Origin of the sequence: Rothia sp. HSID18067, from assembly GCF_003989445.1 — a bacterium.
Taxonomy (GTDB): domain Bacteria; phylum Actinomycetota; class Actinomycetes; order Actinomycetales; family Micrococcaceae; genus Rothia; species Rothia aeria.
In genome coordinates this window covers 502,675-522,484 of sequence record NZ_RBMF01000001.1, presented here as the reverse complement: position 1 = coordinate 522,484, position 19,810 = coordinate 502,675, and the positions used below count along the sequence as shown (strand labels likewise).

Below are 19,810 nucleotides of genomic sequence, written 5' to 3'. Positions count from 1 at the left end.
GCCCATGTATGATGTAGGTAGCGCATCACATTGGCGTTATACTGCCCACCACCGAAAGAATCAGATATGAGCTACCAACCAACCCAGCGCATAGCCTCCCGTCGCAATGTACTAGCCGGTCTCGGAATTCTTGGGGTGAGCGCGCTTGCCGGATGCTCATCTGTAACAGTTGCAGCGACTTCTCCCTCCCCTAGAGATGAAAACAGCTCCGATTCCTCCGAGGCTTCCCCCTCCCCCAGCAGCTCCTCTTCGTCATCGTCTGAGACGTCTGCTTCGCCGTCTCCCACCAGCGAAAGCACGGAAGACTTCGCCAAGTATATAAAGACGATGGAGCCCAAGTTTGAGGACTCCCCCAACTACAAGCCAGCCACAAAAGATACCCCGCCGCAGAACCCGCCCAAGCCTGTGCTTGACCCTAAATATAAAGAGAAAACCCTTGAAGGGGCTTACCAGGCGGCGCTGTTTGCAGTAGCCACAATAGATTACATGTCCGACGGTGGCGATGAGAGCATCTATGATCAGGTGATCGTATCTGAAGATAAAAAAATGCAGGAGACTAAAGCGAGCAACACCATGCGGCGCGACCCTACGAGGTGGGCTGTTGGGTATAAAAACACCTACGATGTGCACAAGATGGTAGTGCTGCTAGAAGATACCCCACCCGCTGTCCTGTTCCATTGCATCTCAAAAACCCCAGATTTCACTGTCATTTCCAAAAAGGATGGGGAGACTAAGGAGCAAAAAGTAGCAGCAAAGGAGCGCTCAGTTCGTCTCGTTATGGTGTATCTGGATGGGAACTGGCGGCTTATTTCCAACAGCTACTGCCAAGAGAAATACCCGAAAATCTATGCCCAAGGTGCTTCTGGGGAGAAGAATTCACCCGAATCTGCATCGACCTCATCAAGCGGTCCTGTCTAGCATGATAAACGTACGCAGCAACTTCCACAGCCTTTAAAAAGTGCCCTGTCAGTTTTAACTGACAGGGCACTTTTTCGGGGCCTGGGGAAGAACGGACTATACGAGAGACCACCCCGCCGCGTCTACGCGGGCCTGCCAGAACCGGTGGTACAGACCCTCCGCTGAGACTAGTTCGTCGTGGGTGCCAACCTGAGAAATCCCGCCGTGCTCATCCAGCACAATAATCTGGTCGGCATCACGGACCGTATCCAGCTTATGCGCAATCACCAACACGGTTGCGTGCTTCCGAAGCTCCCGGATGGAGCGCTGCACTCCAGCCTCGTTCTCGGGGTCAAGAGCGCTCGTTGCCTCATCGAACAGAAGTATCGGCGCATTCTTAAGCAGGGCACGTGCAATAGACACACGCTGACGCTCCCCGCCGGAGAGTCGTCCCCCGCCCTCGCCAACCCGGGTTTCCCAGCTCTGCGGCAGGCGCTCAGCAATCTCGGAGCATCCGGCGAGTTGAGCCGCCTGTAGCACCTCATCGTCGGTGGCCCCTTCACGGCCCACACGAATATTCTCTATGAGGGTATCGTCGTACAGGTAAACGTCTTGGAACACCATAGATAGCTGCCCCATCAGCTGCTCGGTGGTCTGCTCACGCACATCCGTGCCGCCCACACGAACAGTACCGGAATCAACATCCCAAAACCGGGCAATGAGCTTAAACAGCGTAGTTTTACCGGAGCCTGACGGGCCAACGATCGCGGTCATGGTGCGTGGTGGGGCTGTAAATGAGACATCGTGCACCACCGGGGTTCCCGGAACATATGAGAACGTCGCATTCTGCACCGAAACCTCACCAGGGTTCGTAAGCTCAGCAGATGAAGATGGAACCGGGAGCAGTTCAGCGTTCAGAATCTCATGCACATCACGCAGGGGCACACGCGAGCTTTCAGTGCTCACCAAGAAATTCACCGTGTCTTGCAGGTTACGCATGAACCGTAAGGCTATCCCGATAAACACCACAGTAGCCACCGGGTCAAGAGAGCCGCTCAGTGACAGCTGCACGGTGACCGTAATAACCGCTACCACCGTTAGCTGTGCGCTCATACCGCCTATCGCCAGCCCTGCCATTGCTACCCACTGCGAGACGCGATTGCGCCTCTCACACTCACGAACCGCCGACAACAGAGGCTCGTATTCGGTGCTGCGGCCCGCCGAACGCAGGGCGCTTTGGCAGCTGGCGTATTCGACAATACGCCCGGCAAGCTCCTGCTCACTACCGCTTTTCATATCGTGGCTTTTCTTCTCCAGCTTATTAGACACCAGCGTTAAGGCCACAATCACCGCTAAGGCTATCCCTAGGGTAAGACCCAGAACGGGGTTCCAGATAGAAACACCTACCAGAAGGGTGAGAGCAGTAAGTGTGTTGCGGATGACTGGCACAGTAAAGTGCGCAAGCCCCGAACCGACAGACAGAAGCCCGTCTGTCACCAGGCGAGAAATACGACCGTTCACTCCGCCGGTAAACCAACCTAGCGGTAGTTTCGCCAGCTGATCCCCCACCTTAATCAGAAGAAGACGCAGAGCTTCCAACGCGGCCCGGTACGAGCTTAATGTCATAGCGTATGTGGTAACAGCGCCCACAACGGCAAGTACAGCCAGTGTTATGAGCCAACCGCTGAGCCCCATACCCCACGCGGGTTTCCCCGTGGCTATCGTGTCTGCCGTTGGAATAATCACCAAGTACACCAAGCCATCGATAACACCCGCTACTATCATCAGCGTCAGCGACAGACTCAGCTGAGCGTTCCCATACGTATTGAGGATTGCACGGTACTCCTTCAATAGGACCGGGTCTTTGGCGAAGCTCAGATCAGTCGTTGTGTTCTTGGACGATGTCTCAGTTTCGTTACGCATCTTTCATTCCCTCCTCAACGGTGTCCAAGGCGGCAGATACCTCACCGGTGAGCGAGCGCCAGTAGGGGTTATCCTTCAGCTCATCAGCGGTGCCGCACGCCGTTAAGGCCCCGTTTTCCATAATGCAGATTTGGTCGGCCCCGGCAATTGCGCCCGCCGTGTGCCCAATCACCAGCACGGTACGTCCGCGCGCCAGAATATTCAGTGCCCGCTGAATCTCGGCGGCGCAATCGGGGTCGGTGTTAGCTGTCGCCTCGTCTAGGATCAAGATGGGCGCATCCGTCAGCAGGGCCCGCGCGATCACGATGCGTTGCTTCTGCCCGCCTGATAGGTTTGTTTCGTCTCCAATCACCGTGTCAAGCCCACGCGGTAAGGCAGCTATATCGTCCCAGATCTGGGCTTTACGGGCTGCCTCAATCACCTGTTCGTCGGTGGCCTGCGGGACTGCCAGGCGGATATTCTCTCGAACTGATTCTCGCAGAATCTGGGCGTTTTGAAGCACGAATGCAACCTGGCGGTACAGCTCCTGCTCAGGCAGCGAACGAATGTCGCGCCCGCTCAGGAGTACTCGGCCGGTGTCGGGCTCCTGGAATCGGGCCAGCATTGTTGCCAGGGTGCTCTTGCCTGAACCAGAAGGGCCGATAAGCGCGGTCACGGTTCCCGGTTTCAGGGTGAGCGAAACATTATCGACAGCCTTCTGCTTTTCCTGGCCGCCATATGAGTAGCTTACCGCCTCAAAAACGACTGTTCCGGGCGCATCGGTGCGGTTCTCAGTATCTGCGGCGGGGATATTCTGCAGGGGCTCAACCTGGGTGAGTTCCACCAGGCGCAGGGCGGCATTGCCAGCCAGCTGATAGGACATAGTAGTAAACGTCACCACATCAAGGGTTAGTGGGATCACTAACGCGATCAGTGAGCACACCAAAACCTGAGGCAGGGTTGCTACCTGCGCGTTCACCAGCAGGGCACCAATACCTAAACTGATGAGCATCACCACGGGAGCCGAAATAGCTGCCAGTGAGAGCGAAGACCCCTTCAGCATGGGCTGGCACCAGGCCCAGTAGAAGTCCGCGAAGTCTTTCGCCGACTGGGCGAAGGCCTTATGCGCTTTACCGGTCCGGCCAAAGGATTTTACGACCTCAATACCGTCCACGAATTCCACGCCTTTCGCCGAGGTATCGCTCAGGCGCTCGTCCATTTCGGCTGTTTTTTCGCTCATGCCGCGCGTCATCCATACTTGAGCGAGAAGGTATAGCGGCAGGGTGGCAATACTGAGCAGCCCCAGCCACGGGTTCAGGATAAACGCGTACACCATTAGCGAGAGCGGGGTGACGACCGCTGCTACCATCTCGACCGGTTGGTGTGCCACGAGGGTGTGCAGGGTTTTTGTATCGCCCTGCAGCGCTTTACGCACCCTACCCGAAGCATGGTTTGAGAACCAGCTCAGCGGCGCCCGCCCCAGGTGGTTGAGGATGCGCTGCTGCAGGTGCCCGCGGAACTTCACATCGGCGAAGTGAGTAATTGCTAAGGCCAGGAAGTATAGGAAAAGCTGTAGAGCGAAAGCCACCATGAGCTCATTGACTTGTGCCAGCACAGCGGATTTATCAATAGCTTCCCCATGTGCAGCAGGTAGCAGCAGCTCCCCCAGGCGGGTCAGCACAATATAGGGCCAGATCGCGGCCACTCCCGACAGCGCCGCAATCCCCTGCCCCAGGTAGATGCGCCCCTGCACGGGTGCGAGTAGCTCCTTGAACGCTTTACGTCCGTCAGTGGCTTTAGCCTTGTAATCCTTCCCGGTGGCGTGTTCTCCGGTGGTGCTGGTGCCAGACTGTACCTGAGTAGTCATCGGTTGTCCTCTCTAAAGTTCAAGACGCGCGTATTTAAGAAGTTTTTATGACTCCGGCACGCTCAAAGTGTTTGCGGTTGGCGCGTATCCCCAATTGGGCCCCTATCAGTGCTATAAGGAGAATGGCGACTGCCCAGACGATAATGACCCACGGCTGGAAAATGGCACGCATATCGGCGGCGTAATCTGCGCTCCAGGATTCAGCAATCTTAGAGAAGTACGAGTCTGCATCGTAGAAAACTGGTATGAGCGGGCTTACGCCCCACACGCTGAATACGGCGTAAGCAAGCTGCCCGCGGCGCGGTTCTAGGGTTTTTGCCCGGCCCGCTTTGGAATGGATAAGATCCGCGATAACGCCACATAGAATGCCCATAATGATGGTCCAGTATGAGTGCCCCACGCTCATGACAATGCCTATGAGCAGTCCGGTAATTGTCAGCGCCCCAAATTTTGGTACCCGTGAGAGGTAGAGCATGATGACGATACCGTTCAGCAATAGTGCAAACGCCCCGGCGATGGGGATCATCCACGGCCCGAACATACCGAGCATCCCGGTAGCGTAGGTCACGATGAAGTAGATGACTGTAAAGACACCTACGTTGACGAGATCACGGACTTTAAGGGTGTTCATAGTTCCCTCCTGTAACAACTATTTGTTCTTCGATAAGCTTCTGCTGTCGGTATAGGTTCTCGATATGTTATGTGCCGGGTACATGTGGTTCCTTGAGCGGGAGATGACTAATAACCGCCCCATCCCGCAGCCGGGGCAGGTACACGGCGTAGTCGGCACATTCCTGTATTAGTTCCGCATCGTGCGTAATACAGATGACGGTCGCGCCCGCATCCGCCAGTTCCCGCAACCGGGTGGCGATTGAGCGCAGGTGTTTAGCATCCACACCAGATGTCGGCTCATCAAAAATCACCACCTGTTTCTTCCCGGCCATCGTTGCTCCTATTACGAGGCGCTGCTGCTGCCCACCGGAAATAGCCGCAGGATGCTGGGACGAGAACTCGCTCAAGTCCAAGGAGTCTAGGATTGCGGGCACATCCACAGCGGCCTTTTGGGCTTTGGTAAGCCCCATGGTGATTTCGTCGGCGACCGACTCTGCGAAAAGCTGACGGCGCACATCCTGCATGACAATACCGCAGGCACGCATACGTTCTTTCGGGTTCAGCGGTACGCCATTAAGCGTGATGGTGGCACCTTTTTCAGGTTGGGAAAGACCGCAGATAATACGCGCCAAAGTGCTTTTACCAGCACCGTTTGGACCACACAGGGCGGTAACTTTCCCCGCAGGAAAGTACATAGTGGAGATGTCGAGAACCGGCTGCCGTTCAAACCCCGCCTTAGGCTTATACGCAAATTTGAGATTGCGAATGCCTAGCCCTTTACTGTCAGGGCAGAGGGCAGGCGGTTGAGGAGCCAGCAGAGCGGGTTCTTTAAAAGCCCGTAACCCTAAGCTAGTGCGTTGCTCAGCAGTGAGCGCAAAGAATTCCTCACCGGTGTACTGGCCCATAAGCTTGCCCGCAGCAATACGGTATACCCGGTCGGCAATACCTTTCATGAAGTGAATACGATGTTCAGAAATCACCATAGTTTTACCCATGCGTTTCATATCCAGCAGCAGGTTGCGGAATTGGGTGATAGCGTGCGGAGACAGATTCGAGGTCGGCTCGTCAAAAAGCAGCAGCGGCACCCGTGCGACTAGCGCGCAGGCGCAGGCTACCCGCTGCAGTTCACCCCCGGAGAGCCCGTGTATTTCCCGGTTCATCAGGTGCGTTATACCTGTTTGTTCGGCAACCTCATCAATAGTCTCAAGAATCCGTGATGGTTCTACCCCCAGATTTTCGAGGGTTAGGGCCATCTCTGAACGCACCGCCGAGGTGAAAAATTGGGTGCGCGGGTTTTGAAAAACCATTGCGGAACGGCTAGCCATATCGGCGAGTTTAAGCTCGTTCACATCGGTCCCGTTGACATGTACCGTCCCGGTCAGTTCACCGTTGTAAAACTGCGGAATGAGGGCGTTCATAGTGCGCAGGCAGGTGGATTTCCCGCTGCCCGATGCACCGACCAGAAGCACGGTTTCACCTGTGTTAATATGCAACGTTACGTTATCAAGAGTGAGTGTCTTCTCTTGACTGCCTGTACCCTCAGTATCGGCACCTGTGAAGAAGCTCGGGTAAGCGTAACTCACGTTCTGCATCTGCACGGCGAGTGGAGTTGTCTTGGTTATTAGCTTATCCATAACTGCACCCCTTCTGCGGCGACTAACATAATGCACAGTCCTATGGCGAGTGCATCGTAACGGGTGAAACGTGTGGGGATGATTGTGGTACGCGGGGCCCGTTCCGCACTTTTACCCACCCCGACGGCTTTCAGCAGTGCTGCCGCTGATAGTTCATCAACAATGCGGGTAGCAGACAGTAAAAACGGTATGAGAATAAGTTCTAGATGGCGCAGCGGGTGAAGGATCATCGCCCGGGGTCCGGGTTGTAGCCCGCGCAGTACCATTGCTTCTTGAATGGATGAGAGCTCATCGCGAGCTATGGGGAAGAACCTGTACATGACCATAATCGGCACGTAAATAAATACGGGAACACGCAAGCGGGTAAGAACAGCCGATACCTGGTGCGGGGTGATGGCAGTAAAAAACATAATGCCGAATGCCGCGGTGATATTGAACTTCATGAACCAGAATGCTGATACTCCCACGGCAACACTCACGTGGCTGGGGGCGATCACGGGAGGTACAAAAGCACAGATAACGCAGAGAAGCTCAAACCCTGCCCACCACATAAAGAGGCGCCACGGTAGGGCGCATAGGCTAAATAGTGCTGTGGTGATGATGCACAGCAGAATCAGCCAGGTAGCGGTGCTATTAATGGCAATAATGTTGGTGAAAAACGTCAGGAGTATGAGTGAACGGGGGTCGAGCTTCCCGCCGCCATGTGCGGATACGCCCTCCGATTGAATCTGTGATTGTTGTGCACCTCGTGCCGCCCCAACTGATAGTTCAGGCAGCTCCAGAAACCCGGAACCCTCCATAGAAAGCACTCCTTTATATCCTACTTAGCTTAAGCTTAGCAATATTTTTGGGGGTATGATACATAAATTGCTTTTATGACAATACTTATGTTTCCCTCTAGCAGGAAGAGGTGACGACTTCTAAACTGTATGGCATGGAGAAAACCCGCACGAAACCTCCCGGCACACCACTATTTATTGGGGCCGCCATCGCAGGTTTATTGCACGCCGCACCCAGTTTTTACTGGATGTGCGGCGGGATGTGGCTGTTAGATACCGTGGGGCCAATGGCTGTCAAGCTACAGCAAGAGGGTAACGTGCCGGTGCGGTTTTTACTGGCGGCCGTGTTTATCGCCAAAGTTACGGGCGCACTTGTGCCGCTTATAGACCATCTACGACCACCCGCGCACGCGTGGGTTCGCATTGTTTCTTGGGTGGGCTCTATAGTGCTTATAGGCTGGGGCGGCCGTGGAACTTTTACGGGGTGGCAGCGTGTAGTAACTGGCAAAGCTTCCCTGGATCATCCAATCATCGCGGGGCACACCTACTTGTGGAGTCCCCTTTTCCTCATGTGGGGACTGCTGCTGTGCGGGGCGTTATTCGTCTCGCGCGCCCGCCGCCAGAAAGTATCGGCAGCCTAAGTCAGGGGATACTGAGCGTATCTGCCGCCGCAAGGGTCTGCACACCGGCATTGAGAAGATGCACAGCTTCTGCCAGTGCAGGTTGGTACAGTGGCTCAAGCTCCCGCTCTATGTCTCGATCAAAAGCTGTGCAGAGCGTCTCATACCCCCAGAAAGCCCCGTACAGGCACCCACCAATTGCCGCAATCGTGTCAGAATCTCCGGGGGTATTCACCAGCGCCAGTATGCCATCTTTCGGGCTTCTGAAAGCGCTAAAAACTCCCAGAACGTTAAAGAGGGCTTCTTCAGCCACCCAGCCTTCACCGAAAAAGGCGTTAGGGTTTCTTCCGCCCTGCAGTGCGCAGATGAGGTCTGCCCACGACAGCTCAATATTATTCACCGCCTGCTGTACGAGCATTATGCCTGGCTGCAGGTACGCAAAGGGTGTCCCTTCAACAAGGTTCTGCAGTTCACCGCAAATAATGGTGGCGGCCGTAAAAATCTGTTCCCGCCGCACCAGCTGCCCGCTCAGGATACGATGCGTAAGGTTGGTGAAAAACGCGGCCGAGACTGCGGCGAGCATATGCTCGTGTGTAGTTTCGGATTGGAGTATGCTCAGCACTGTTGCCGTTTCCCGGTCGAACGGTAGCGCCCCCAGCCAGCCGGAGCGCATGATTGTTCCGTTGCCTTTGCTGTCGTTCCCGTAGGCGGGTTCTTTGCCGGTAAGTGCAATAGCCGGATTCTTGCGGTAGTTATTAATGGAGCTCATGCAGGCGTTGCCGGGTGCCCGATTATTATGTTTGCTAGTCCCGAAGAGCACATATTCGTCAAGGAAGGCACGGCGGGCAGCATTGTGAAATCCTGTATCGAGCCGCGGTGAACGCAGCTTATGGCCGTATGCCCGCACTATCTGTTGGAGGGCCGCCACATTATGCAGGCTCATTTGGGTATCGTCACTAATGATGAGTGTTCCGCTGATCCCCGTGACGACTGGGGCATTCTCAAATTCTACGGGGTACCCTAGGGCATCCCCCAGAGCCAACCCGTAGACCATACCGCGAATACGGCTTTCGCGTTCCCCGGTGTTTACGCTCTGCTCTGTCACGGGCACCCCCTACTTAAACGGTGTTATTATCTACCACTTTATCGTCACTCGCTTAAAAACGCGCAAGGTAAAGCGGGGCAAAAAGATATGCACAGTGCGGCTAGCAGCGCCTATCACTCACCAAACCACATGCGCGCCGTAACGCACATCCGTTCGGGCAGGTGGGTGAACAGCAGGGATTTAGGCCCTGCGGCTTCTACGCCATTGTATTTCGCCTCGTCTACTAGCCGCACGTGCACGGTTTTACCTCGGCAGTGAAGGTATATGCATTATTGAGTTTCCGGTAGGTGCCGTGAACGTTTTAGTGAATGAGAAAAACCTCGCCGTCACGTACTTCTAGGGGGTACACGCCAATCGTGTAATCAGCACCCGAGACGCATTCACCGGTGGTGAGGTCATACACCTCTTTATACAGAGGGGAGGTGATGGTTGGGTGCCCGTCCTTCTCCCCCACAATGCCGCGGGCAATAACGAGGGCACCGCTATTAGGGTCGAGGTGGTCGCAGGCGTAGTAGCCGTGCTTAGTTTTGAAGATTGCGTACTGATGACCTTCCACAAGAGCAACTTCGCCCCAGTTCTCTTCGAGGTCAGTTTCAGTGCAGATGCGGGTAGAGAGGGATTCGGGAGCCTGTGTGCCCATGAGGTTTCCTTCCTATCAGCTTGCCCCGCGCAGCTTATATAGAGTACACCGCTACCAGTAAATTTCAGCGGGATTCTTAGCAAGCCAGCAGGACAGCATAAGATATGTGCGACATTTGGAGTTTACACCAAAAACACAACATAAAAAAATATGACTCCCGTTAGCTTGCAAAAGTACCCATCACCCTATTTTCCAGCTAGTTTAGCCTTACCTAAACCTCTTTCTTCTTAGGGTCAGAAACACCCAATATTTCCGCACAAAATCAAGGATTTTTTATAGAAATTTTGTTTCAAAACAGCACTAAAGACACCTTTCTCACCTGCGTTATGTGTAATATAAAGTCGTGACCTCTATGGAGACGCAGACACCCCCGAGAAAACCACACATTCCCACACTCGCTGTGGTTTACTCCATGCCGAACATTGGTACTCCCGCATACTAGGACGGCAACCCCAGTGGGCGCGCCTGCCGCAGTCACACGCACCATAAAACCAGGAAGGAAAAACATGTCGCAGCACACCACTGCAACATCAGGCCGTAATATACTCGTTGTTGGCGCAGGCCCCGCCGCGTGGCGTTTCGTACGTGCCTATCATGAAGGCGCTCAGGACGCTGGACGCGCCTCTGACACCATTACCGTTCTCAATGATGAACCGTATATTCCGTACGACCGCGTTGCTATCGAACAGCTTTTTAAAGATACCGACAAAGACCTTACCCTTGGCGACCCAGCGCTCTGGGACGAGTCCACGATCAACCTGGTTAACAATACCCGTGGCGAATCACTCAACCGTGACTCGCACGTTGTTAAAGGTTCAGACGGCGTAGACTACCCCTACGATGTGCTTGTATTCGCTACCGGTTCAAGTGCGGTGCGCATTCCGATTCCTAACGCAGATTGCGCCCATGTATTCCGCACCGCAGACGATGTTAAAAACATGGTCTCCGAAGTTGAACGGTTGCAGACTAAACTTGGGCGCGCACCGCGCGGTATTGTTGTCGGCGGAGGCCTTCTCGGGCTGGAAGCCGCAGAAGGTCTCAAAGACCTTGGTGCCGAACCCACCATCCTCGATGTTGCCCCGTGGCTTCTCTCCGTGGAGGTCGATCAGGGCGGCGGTTACGCGGTCAACGCCCAGATCAAAGCAACCGGGATCGACATCGAGACCGGTGCGTTCATATCCGCTATCAACAAAGATGCCTCAGGCGAGGTTATCTCGGTTTCCGTAGCAGATTCCACCTCGGACGAAGCCGTTATTCACCAGATTGATGCAGACCTCGTGGTCTTCGCTGCGGGTATTCGCCCCAACGATGAGCTGGCACGCACCGCTGGACTAGAGACTGGCGAACGCGGCGGTATTCTCGTCAATAATGCGTGCCACACAAGCGATGAGCATATCTGGGCTATCGGTGAAGTAGCCTGCGTACTTGGACGAACCTGGGGTCTGGTTGCCCCCGCCAACGCAATGGCAGATGCGGTCGCCAAGAATCTGCTCAACGGCAACGAAGATGCTCAGGTCGAAGAGTTCGATATCGCCACGAAACTTAAGTTCTCGGGTGTACAGGTCGCTGGCTTTGGTGACCGCCGCGGCACCACGGAAGGCTGCCTCGAAATTCTCTTCGCAGACCCCGCGCGCGGCATGTACCAGAAGATCGTGACCAGCGGCGACGCCAAGACCCTCCTCGGCGGTGTTTTCGTGGGAGATACCGCTCCTTTCGATTCCCTCAAACCGCTGCTGGGGCGAGAACTTCCGGCTGAGCCCAATGTGTACCTCACCGCAGCGGGAGGCGGCGACGGTATTCCCGATACCGAGCTGCCCGACGATGCCATTCTCTGCTCGTGCAACAACATTAGCTTCGGCGAAGTCCGTCAGGCAGTGGTTGACGGCAACCACGACGTACCAGCACTGAAGGCATGCACCACGGCTGGTACCCAGTGCGGCTCCTGTGTGCCCATGCTGCAGAAAACCCTCGAACAGCAGATGAAAAAGATGGGTATGACCGTCTCCAAGGCGCTGTGCGAGCACTTCGACTTCTCCCGTGCAGAGCTTGCGGAAGCGGTACGCCTGACCAACCTCGACGACTTCGATTCGGTCATTGCACGCTTCGGGCACGGCGGTGACGGCTGCGCTATCTGCAAGCCGACGGTCGCCTCAATCCTTTCATCTTTCCGCAACTCCTACGTGCTCGATGCCGGTCGCGGTGGAATACAGGAAACCAACGACCGTGCCCTGGCAAACATGCAGAAGAACGGCACCTACTCGGTTGTGCCACGCATCCCCGCAGGTGAAATTCCCGCTAAGAAACTGGCCGTCATTGCCGCCGTTGCGGACGAGTTCAACCTCTACGTCAAGATCACCGGTGCCCAGCGTATCGGTATGTTCGGTGCCCGGCTGGAGCAGCTGCCCTACATTTGGGAACGTCTTGTCAACGCCGGATTCGAGTCCGGTCAGGCATACGGTAAGTCGCTGCGTAACGTTAAATCCTGCCTCGGCTCAACCTGGTGCCGCTACGGCGTTCAAGACTCGGTGGGTATGGCCGTCGAGCTGGAGAATCGCTACCGCGGCCTGCGTTCACCTCACAAGTTCAAGTTCGGTGTCTCCGGCTGTAACCGTGAATGTGCTGAAGCACAGGGCAAAGACGTGGGCCTGATCGCCACCACCAACGGCTGGAACCTATATCTGGGCGGTAATGGCGGCGCGAACCCCGCTCACGGTCGTCTGTTCGTCAAAGATGCCTCCAGTGAAGAAGTTGTTCGTTACATCGACCGCTACCTCATGTACTACATCCGCACAGCGGATAAGCTACAGCGCACCGCCCGATGGCTCGAAGACCTTGACGAAGAGCACGGTGATGGTTTAGCTCATCTGCAATCCGTACTCATCGAAGATTCTTTGGGAGTCTGCGAGGACCTGGAACGAGATATGCAGCGCCACGTGGATTCTTACCAGGACGAATGGGCTGCCACCCTCAAAGACGAACGCCGTCTGCGCCGCTTCCGCGCCTTCATCAACGAGCCCGACGGCAGCGATGAGGCAGCGCACCTGTTTGTTCTTGAACGTGAGCAGATCCGCCCAGCAACACCCGAGGAAATTGCTGCCGCCGAGAAGGGCGAAGGCAATACCGTGCTGGTGACGGGAGCGAAAATCCCAGTCGGCCCACCCAGCGCGCATAATCCTGTTCCAGCGAACGCATAAGGACCCGCCCATGTCACCTAAAATTCCGCCGTTTCCACCGCGCGAATTTGCGACGATAGATGAGGTTCTAGCCAATATTCCGGCGGGTGTTGCTCAAGACGCGCCTTTAGTTCCAAGCTCCCGGGCAGATGTACCCGGTAAGGTGTACATCGCCGGGGGCGGTCCCGGTGCTCTCGATTTGCTGACTCTACGTGCCGTCCGAGCGCTCGGTGAAGCCGATGTGGTGCTGCTGGACCATTTAGCCCCGCAAGAATTTGCCAAGTACTCCCCAAACGCTCTTATCGTTGATGTGGGTAAGGTGCCTGGCAAACACGCGGTGCCGCAGTCACGTATCCAGCAGCTCATGATTGATTATGCACTCGCGGGTAAAACCGTGGTACGGCTCAAGGGTGGTGACCCATACGTCTATGGGCGTGGGGCAGAAGAGCTAGATGCGTGTATCGCGGCTGGGGTTGATGCTGAGGTTATCCCCGGTATTACCAGCGCAGTAGCGGTTCCGGCACGTGCGGCTATTCCCGTGACCTTGCGGAAGGTATCGTCCATTTTTACGGTGGTCTCTGGGCACTCTGGTTTGAACGAGGCCGAAGTGAATACCCTTGTGGCAACCCTGCGGGCTAATGGCACCGTGGTGCTTCTCATGGGTGTGCGCACCCTCCCTGATACCGTTGCTGCACTGACTGCGCACGGGATAAGCGCCGATACCCCTATGGCAACCATAGAGAACGGCTATTCCGACGCTGAACGAGTTACAATCACCACTCTCGAAAACTCCGGGCGAGACTGTGCGGAAGTAAAAGCTCCGGCTATTACCGTTATCGGAGAGGTGGTGTACTACGCCCGCGATGACCAGCAACAATTCGTGAGTGAAGTGCACGAAAAGCTCAGGGCGCAAAGCACCTCATAGCCCGTTTAGGTGCTCGTATCTGCCTTCGGCGCATCCGTTTTAGGGTGTGGCCGTTGTGGAAGAAGCCCCCGCCTACTGGATGTCCTGGTTTCCAGTGGCGGGGGCTTCTGCATGCCTCTTTGTGCCTCTGCGGCTAATTTCTGAGCGCTTCCATCACACGGTTCAGTGCACACGCGGCAATAATACGGGCTGAGGCCGTATCATGCGAGTTCACCAGCGGAGCTGCGACGGTTGTGCCGGGGCTGACACGTTCAATATCACGGCGCATCTTTCCCGCGAAAAAACCCTCTGCCAGAAGATAGGGGGATGCGAAGCTTGGCTGTTCTGTCTCGGCCAGATCCGCCAGTTTCGGGTCTATGGCGGCTACGAAGCTGTTACGTACCGGTTCCCCCAGTTCAGCTTCAAGCAGCGCTGCGGCCTGGCTCATATCCTCCCTGCCATCTTGCCGGGAAGATCCCGCCGACCCCTGCACCACCATCCCGGCCCCCGGCGACCAGCCTGCCTGCTCTAGGCGTGCCCTCTGTAACGCGGCCAGGGAGGCATCTGGCCCCAAAGGTTCAGCGATACGCACCTGTGCAATACCACTATTTTTGGCAGCGCGCCGCAGATCAACCTGCGTGTGGAACCCTGTTGAGAGCAGAATCGGGACGATAACGCACAGCTCTTCTTTGGGTAACGCAAGCGCTGCCTCATCCACGTTTGGGGATTGCACATCGACATACGCCTCGTGTACCTGATACTGCGTATGCTGAGAGCCGCCGTGAGCTCTCAGCATATCGTCCAGTTCGACGCGAACTAGGTTGATGGCAGCGCGACCTTCAGCAGAGTCGGTGCCGTGCGCAGTGGCCAAAATATGTATGGTTTTCATATCTCGATTCTACTGAGAAGACAACTGGCAGGCACCCGTAAAGGTAGACTGGTCCTTTACCGTGTATCCCTCAGGTTTCGGCGTGAAAAGGGGCGCAGGACTGTTATCGAACCATACGGTAGATGAATGCAGCCATCGCGTCACGTTGCACAGGCTGCAGCGGACGGAAGGTACGATCAGGCCAGCCGTGCGCAATATTCTGGCTGTGCATCCAAGCAATTTCTTTATAGAACCCGTCATGTGGAGCCATGTCGGTAAAGGGTGAGGTCGCTGGCGGCGTATAGTCTGGCTCCTGCGCGGCACGGTAGAAGAATGCCGCCAGCGCATCACGGTTTATAGGCGCATTGGGGCGGAACGTACCATCGGGGTAACCGGTGGTGATGCCGCGGCGGTGCAGCCACACAATTTCTTTGTAAAAGGGGTGATCGGTGGGCACATCAATGAATGGGGATTCTTGGGGCAGCGTCACAGCGGGCGAGCCAGCTAGGCGATAGAAATAGGCTGCAACAGCGGCCCGTTCCACGCTCTCATGGGGGTGGTAGGTTCCGTTGGGGTAGCCGGTGGTGATACCACTCGCCGCTAACCATTCAATTTCTGGTTGCAGGTGTGACCCGGCCGGAACATCGGAGAATGTGGAGTGTGTCAGTGGGGCGTTAAAGGTGATCGGGTCTAGCTCCCGGTTTTGTGGCAGCAGTTGGGTGCCGTCAAAGATGCGAGCGCCGTCGTCGGTCATGGTCAGTGGGGCTTTGTCGAGGCTTATGCGTCCATCAGCCACTTTGAGGTTCTCGGTATTAATGGTGGCGAAATCCACGTTTGTGTAGGTTTTACGCTGCCCATCTAGTGTGGAAATGGTTGCGTCGAGGGTGATTTTGCCGGAGGCTCCACCGTCACCGATGGTTATCCGTACACGGCTAAAACGCATATTGAGTTGGCTGTGGTTGCTGCGCAGGCTGAGTACACCTGGAATCATGATTGTTCCTGACCCGTTGGTGTAGCTGCCTGTACCGTTCTTCCAGATGAATTCGCCTTTGTCATTATGGGTGACATCGGTGAGGTCCAATACTGCTGAAACGTAAGGGTTGGAGGCGTACTCGCGGAGGGCGGGCATCACTCCCCAGTCGATCGTGCCGTTAGTAATAGCGTGGTCGTTGTTTGTTGTGGCAGCCTGGGCCGCTGGGGCCGGTACCTGCTGGGTGGGGGATGCCAGTAGTGGTGTGGGTGTGAGGATGCTGGTGCTTGCGGCAAGGAGTACAGCGGCGGTCGCCATACAGATACGGTGACCGCGTCTGTGTAATACTCCAGTATGGTTGTGCTGGATGTTGGCATATGTAGTGTAGCGCATGGTGCGTAACCTCTTTGTGTTAGTGTATACTCCGCGCGCTGCAGTTCAGTTTTTAGGTATGCTGTAGTGCCTGTGTGCGGGGCATACGGTCGTACCGGTGACATTTCAAGAATAATGCGCGTGATGGTTTTCCGTGCACCGGATGTGAGGATTCCAGCATTTTTGTTACAATAATCTCAATTTTTGATATCTTTTAGTAGCTTTACGCATAAAACGGGCCTGTGGCAGCGCCATGAATTCGCCGCCGCAGGCCCGTGACTGGGGCCGTGGGTACGGCCTATTTATTACGGATAACCTTGAACTGGCTGGCCTGCGCAACGGGGCGCAGGGTAATACAATCAAGGTTCACATGGTGAGGAACGTTCAGGGCGAACACGACGGTTTGGGCAACGTCTTCGGCCACCAGGGGTTTCTCAACTCCTTCATACACTTTTGCAGCCATCTCAGCTGAGCCGAGCCTATTGAGGGAGAACTCTTCGGTGTGCACCATGCCGGGGCGGATCTCAATCACCCGCAGGTTATTGTCGGCTTCTTCAAGGCGCAGGGCCTCAGTCAAACCGCGCGCACCGAATTTGGCGGCATTGTACCCCGCCCCTCCTTCGTAGCCGCCTTCTGCTGCGGTTGAGGTGAGGTTAAGGATGCTCCCTTCACCGCTGGCACGTAGTGCCGGAATGAAGGCCCGCACAGTATTGAGGATACCGAGCACGTTAACCCGGTACATGGCCAGGTAGTCTTCCGGGCTGCCGTCAGCCACGCGGTCAAGGCCAATCGCTCCCCCGGCAATATTGACGAGAGCATTCACACGACCACCGGTTTCAGCGAGGATGTTCTTGGCCGCGGCCCTTACGGCGGCTTCATCAGTGACATCGCAGGTAACAGGGTGCGCACCGGTTTCGGCTTCAAGAATCGCGAGACGTTCTGCGCGGCGGGCTAGAGCATACACGTTCCAGCCGGTGGCGGTGAGCTGTTGGACGGTGGCGCGGCCTATGCCGCTAGAAGCACCGGTAACAACAGCAACTTTACCGGCTTGTGAGTTGGGGGCGAAAGGGTTTGCGGGCATAGGTGTAGGTTCCATCATGCTTTTAAGGGTACAGCCGGTGGTTGTGTGGCGCAGAATATTACACGCCTAATAGTGATTTTTATACTCACCGCATAAAGCGTGCGCCACTAAACACTGAGGTGGGAAAATGTGTGGGGATTTTTGCAGATGTGAGTGAGATTATGAATTAGAGTGTTTCAAGATCTGGGCGTCTTCAGTCAACAGTATAGGGCGAAATATGTGCGCCTTTTGCGCTTTTATAGGCGTACATCCTAAAACTGAAATAGACATTTCAGATGGTATGGGCTGTATTTTTTATACTCCCATTTCCACCAAGATTCAGTGTTGGTTATAAACTCATTTAAATGTATCTGCTAAAACCTCTTTGATGTCCCAAAAAAAATTTAAATAGCTAAACCAGTTATCCATATCATTAGGACTTTTGAGAGAAACTTCGCCCCCGCAAAAGTGCACAGGGTACACCTGCCAACTAACGGTCTGGGTTACTTTTTACGGCGCGGCAGACCCCATTTGGAGCGTTCCCCGTCACGGAACCCCAAGCGATGCTCAAAATGCCGTGAGCTGCTTCCGGTTTTAGTAGAATCTGGAGGTACAGTACCGGCCCGAGCAGCCAATAGGTAGAGAAGCCCAGTGCCCGGCACAAACAGAATAAGCGGTAGTACGAAATTTAGGCGAGCTTCGCTATAGCGGGTGCGTGTGGTCAGATGCCACAGGCAGAAACCAACAATTGCTGCATGTACGATAAGTAGCGTAATTTCGAAACTATACATAGGGAACCCCCTTACGTTGTCCCGGCAGATACCTTAATCCTACGCCTCTTTCTGTAGCTGGCGGAAGAGATGCAACCACCATCACCCAGATTTTCTACACAGCTCCCCTACTATCAGGCGTTCTCCTCTTATTCTTGTGATGCTGCGGCTTCTTCAGAGGGCGGCGGCCCACCCAAAAGTGAAACGCCGCCCCAATACGTGCAGATTCTTTGTGCGTTCTCTATTTGCTAGCGGTTCAGGTGCTTGTATCGGTAGATGAAAGCAGCCATTGCGTCACGATTAATGGCGTTGCCCGGGCGATAGGTTTTATCGGGCCAGCCGGTGCTAATCTTCCGGTCGGCAAGCCAAGCAATTTCTTTATAGAACTGGTTGTTGGTAGAAACATCTGCAAACGGGGACTGGGCGGGCGCTAAGTACGCGGGTGAGCCAGCGGCGCGGTAGAAGAACGCCGCCATTGCGTCACGGTTTACAGGCGCATTGGGACGGAACGTACCATCAGGGTAGCCGGTGGTGATGCCTTGATCACGCATCCACGAGATTTCCTTGTAGAAGGGGTGGGTGGTGGGAACATCACTAAATTTTGAGGTGGCCGGTGCGGTGTATTTGGGTGAGCCCGCCATGCGGTAGAAGAAAGCAGCCATCGCGCCACGTTCAACATTTCCCTGCGGACGGAACGTGCCGTCTGGATACCCGGTGGTGATCTTCTGCTGGGCGAACCACTGGATTTCCGTGTAGAAGGCGGCCCCCTCAGGAACATCTGAGAACACTGCATGAGTTCCCCGCAGCCCGGCGTTTACAGTAAGCGGGTCAAACCTGTATTCCTCGGCTTTGTTATAGAACCCGGAGAATGCTTGAGCACCCGCCGGGGTGAGGGTTACAGCGGCATTATTGAGGGTGAGTGTGGATCCGTTCACGCGAACCGAGCTGGTGTCGACGGTAGCAAACTCGGTGTCTTTAAACACGTGATTATTGCCCTGCATATCTAGTGAGGAACCGTCAAGGATAAGCTTGCCTTCGCGCCCGTTCAACTGCAAACGGACGTTTGTGAAAGTCATATCAAGTTTCCCGTGGTGGCCGGTGATATGCAGAGTGCCGGGGAAATTGATAGTGCCAGACCCATTCTGGTAGGTGCCGGTGCCCGCAGACCATTTAAAGGTGCCGTCAGCATTACGCGCCAGACCGTTGGTAGTCTCGATACGTGAGCCAACCGCAGGCTTGGCCAGGTAATCACGGAAGGACTTTTTCAGTCCCCAGTTCATGGTGGCGTTCTGAACCACCTGGGAATTCGCGGCGGGGTTAACTGCATCGGTCACAACCGCCGCAGGGGCCTGCTCAACGGCGGTTGCCGCGGGTACGGTGGCGAGTGTACTTACGCTCAAGGCTGCTGCTACCAGCAGGGCAGCAGGACGTTGCGCTCTAATAATCACAGAAAAATCTCCTTCGACATGATGGTGCGCTGTCACGGTCGCTGATTTAGCGCATCACAGCTAGATACTAAGGTTATCCTATTTTCTAAATAAAGTGGTACTGCTTATTTTCTTGCACTGCTGCTTGAAGGTGCGGTTCACAGGCCCCACAGCCGAAGCCTGCAGCAGGGTGCGTGGTTTTGCCTGCTG

16 protein-coding genes and 2 pseudogenes are annotated in these 19,810 nt (G+C 55.3%); 4 read left to right on the top strand and 14 right to left on the bottom strand.

The window, feature by feature from the left end; translation table 11 throughout:
- Positions 1-71: 71 nt before the first annotated feature.
- Entirely contained in the window at positions 72-338 is a 267-nt protein-coding gene (locus D8M23_RS02355) for a hypothetical protein (protein WP_126853476.1), read from the bottom strand.
- Between D8M23_RS02355 and D8M23_RS02350 the strand changes: the two genes are divergently transcribed.
- The gene (locus D8M23_RS02350; RefSeq protein ID WP_126500122.1) at positions 328-918 is read left to right on the top strand and encodes a DUF6318 family protein; all 591 of its coding nucleotides are present in this window, start codon (positions 328-330) and stop codon (positions 916-918) included. The two genes, D8M23_RS02355 and D8M23_RS02350, sit on opposite strands and share 11 nt — an antisense overlap.
- 96 nt (positions 919-1,014) lie before the next feature.
- Here the strand turns inward: D8M23_RS02350 and D8M23_RS02345 are convergent, their stop codons facing one another.
- From D8M23_RS02345 to D8M23_RS02325, 5 genes are all read right to left on the bottom strand, one after another.
- Complete coding sequence (locus D8M23_RS02345; RefSeq protein ID WP_126853474.1) at positions 1,015-2,820, bottom strand: ABC transporter ATP-binding protein; 1,806 nt, start codon at positions 2,818-2,820, stop codon at positions 1,015-1,017.
- On the bottom strand, positions 2,813-4,666 hold the full coding sequence (locus tag D8M23_RS02340) for an ABC transporter ATP-binding protein (protein WP_126853472.1): 1,854 nt from the start codon (positions 4,664-4,666) through the stop codon (positions 2,813-2,815). The genes D8M23_RS02345 and D8M23_RS02340 overlap by 8 nt, the downstream gene beginning before the upstream one ends.
- A 34-nt stretch (positions 4,667-4,700) precedes the next feature.
- Positions 4,701-5,297, bottom strand: coding sequence for an MptD family putative ECF transporter S component (locus D8M23_RS02335; protein ID WP_126853470.1), 597 nt, complete (start codon positions 5,295-5,297; stop codon positions 4,701-4,703).
- Between the two features lie 67 nt (positions 5,298-5,364).
- The gene (locus tag D8M23_RS02330; protein WP_238693734.1) at positions 5,365-6,912 is read right to left on the bottom strand and encodes an ABC transporter ATP-binding protein; all 1,548 of its coding nucleotides are present in this window, start codon (positions 6,910-6,912) and stop codon (positions 5,365-5,367) included.
- Positions 6,900-7,712, bottom strand: coding sequence for an energy-coupling factor transporter transmembrane component T (locus D8M23_RS02325; RefSeq protein ID WP_126853468.1), 813 nt, complete (start codon positions 7,710-7,712; stop codon positions 6,900-6,902). Before D8M23_RS02325 ends, D8M23_RS02330 begins: the two co-directional genes overlap by 13 nt.
- 110 nt (positions 7,713-7,822) lie before the next feature.
- Here D8M23_RS02325 and D8M23_RS02320 point away from each other — a divergent pair, with 110 nt between their 5' ends.
- The gene (locus tag D8M23_RS02320) at positions 7,823-8,332 is read left to right on the top strand and encodes a DUF3995 domain-containing protein (RefSeq protein WP_238693733.1); all 510 of its coding nucleotides are present in this window, start codon (positions 7,823-7,825) and stop codon (positions 8,330-8,332) included.
- Position 8,333: 1 nt separating this feature from the next.
- Here the strand turns inward: D8M23_RS02320 and D8M23_RS02315 are convergent, their stop codons facing one another.
- Positions 8,334-9,416: an ADP-ribosylglycohydrolase family protein gene (locus D8M23_RS02315; RefSeq protein ID WP_126853467.1), complete on the bottom strand. Its 1,083-nt coding sequence runs from the start codon at positions 9,414-9,416 to the stop codon at positions 8,334-8,336.
- A gap of 301 nt (positions 9,417-9,717) precedes the next feature.
- Complete coding sequence (gene nirD, locus D8M23_RS02310; RefSeq protein ID WP_094757895.1) at positions 9,718-10,056, bottom strand: nitrite reductase small subunit NirD; 339 nt, start codon at positions 10,054-10,056, stop codon at positions 9,718-9,720.
- Positions 10,057-10,562: 506 nt separating this feature from the next.
- On the opposite strand from nirD, the gene nirB reads away from it, so the two are divergent.
- Positions 10,563-13,250: a nitrite reductase large subunit NirB gene (gene nirB, locus D8M23_RS02305; RefSeq protein ID WP_126853465.1), complete on the top strand. Its 2,688-nt coding sequence runs from the start codon at positions 10,563-10,565 to the stop codon at positions 13,248-13,250.
- Positions 13,251-13,260: 10 nt separating this feature from the next.
- The gene (gene cobA / locus D8M23_RS02300; protein WP_126853463.1) at positions 13,261-14,154 is read left to right on the top strand and encodes a uroporphyrinogen-III C-methyltransferase; all 894 of its coding nucleotides are present in this window, start codon (positions 13,261-13,263) and stop codon (positions 14,152-14,154) included.
- 133 nt (positions 14,155-14,287) lie between these two features.
- Here cobA and D8M23_RS02295 read toward each other — a convergent pair whose 3' ends face one another.
- The 6 genes and pseudogenes from D8M23_RS02295 to D8M23_RS12345 all read right to left on the bottom strand — a co-directional run.
- Positions 14,288-15,022: a sirohydrochlorin chelatase gene (locus D8M23_RS02295; protein WP_126853461.1), complete on the bottom strand. Its 735-nt coding sequence runs from the start codon at positions 15,020-15,022 to the stop codon at positions 14,288-14,290.
- Positions 15,023-15,125: 103 nt separating this feature from the next.
- Entirely contained in the window at positions 15,126-16,289 is a 1,164-nt protein-coding gene (locus tag D8M23_RS02290; protein ID WP_161971642.1) for an S-layer homology domain-containing protein, read from the bottom strand.
- 352 nt (positions 16,290-16,641) lie between these two features.
- Positions 16,642-17,442 carry an SDR family oxidoreductase gene (locus D8M23_RS02285; RefSeq protein WP_039955174.1) on the bottom strand — a complete coding sequence of 267 codons (801 nt, stop codon included), beginning with the start codon at positions 17,440-17,442 and terminating at the stop codon, positions 16,642-16,644.
- 464 nt (positions 17,443-17,906) lie between these two features.
- Positions 17,907-18,194, bottom strand: coding sequence for a hypothetical protein (locus tag D8M23_RS02280; protein ID WP_006888321.1), 288 nt, complete (start codon positions 18,192-18,194; stop codon positions 17,907-17,909).
- A 227-nt stretch (positions 18,195-18,421) separates the two neighbouring features.
- Positions 18,422-18,964 (bottom strand): annotated as a pseudogene (locus D8M23_RS12350) (S-layer homology domain-containing protein); the annotation flags it as partial.
- A 36-nt stretch (positions 18,965-19,000) separates the two neighbouring features.
- Positions 19,001-19,453, bottom strand: a pseudogene (locus tag D8M23_RS12345) (HtaA domain-containing protein); the annotation flags it as partial.
- Positions 19,454-19,810: the final 357 nt, after the last annotated feature.

Coding starts and splice junctions, on each gene's coding strand:
- D8M23_RS02350 (WP_126500122.1), top strand. CDS start 328: ATGGAGCCCAAGTTTGAGGACTCCCCCAACTACAAGCCAGCCACAAAA.
- D8M23_RS02345 (WP_126853474.1), bottom strand. CDS start 2,820: ATGCGTAACGAAACTGAGACATCGTCCAAGAACACAACGACTGATCTG.
- D8M23_RS02340 (WP_126853472.1), bottom strand. CDS start 4,666: ATGACTACTCAGGTACAGTCTGGCACCAGCACCACCGGAGAACACGCC.
- D8M23_RS02335 (WP_126853470.1), bottom strand. CDS start 5,297: ATGAACACCCTTAAAGTCCGTGATCTCGTCAACGTAGGTGTCTTTACA.
- D8M23_RS02330 (WP_238693734.1), bottom strand. CDS start 6,912: ATGGATAAGCTAATAACCAAGACAACTCCACTCGCCGTGCAGATGCAG.
- D8M23_RS02325 (WP_126853468.1), bottom strand. CDS start 7,712: ATGGAGGGTTCCGGGTTTCTGGAGCTGCCTGAACTATCAGTTGGGGCG.
- nirD (WP_094757895.1), bottom strand. CDS start 10,056: ATGGGCACACAGGCTCCCGAATCCCTCTCTACCCGCATCTGCACTGAA.
- nirB (WP_126853465.1), top strand. CDS start 10,563: ATGTCGCAGCACACCACTGCAACATCAGGCCGTAATATACTCGTTGTT.
- cobA (WP_126853463.1), top strand. CDS start 13,261: ATGTCACCTAAAATTCCGCCGTTTCCACCGCGCGAATTTGCGACGATA.
- D8M23_RS02295 (WP_126853461.1), bottom strand. CDS start 15,022: ATGAAAACCATACATATTTTGGCCACTGCGCACGGCACCGACTCTGCT.
- D8M23_RS02290 (WP_161971642.1), bottom strand. CDS start 16,289: ATGGCGACCGCCGCTGTACTCCTTGCCGCAAGCACCAGCATCCTCACA.
- D8M23_RS02285 (WP_039955174.1), bottom strand. CDS start 17,442: ATGATGGAACCTACACCTATGCCCGCAAACCCTTTCGCCCCCAACTCA.
- D8M23_RS02280 (WP_006888321.1), bottom strand. CDS start 18,194: ATGTATAGTTTCGAAATTACGCTACTTATCGTACATGCAGCAATTGTT.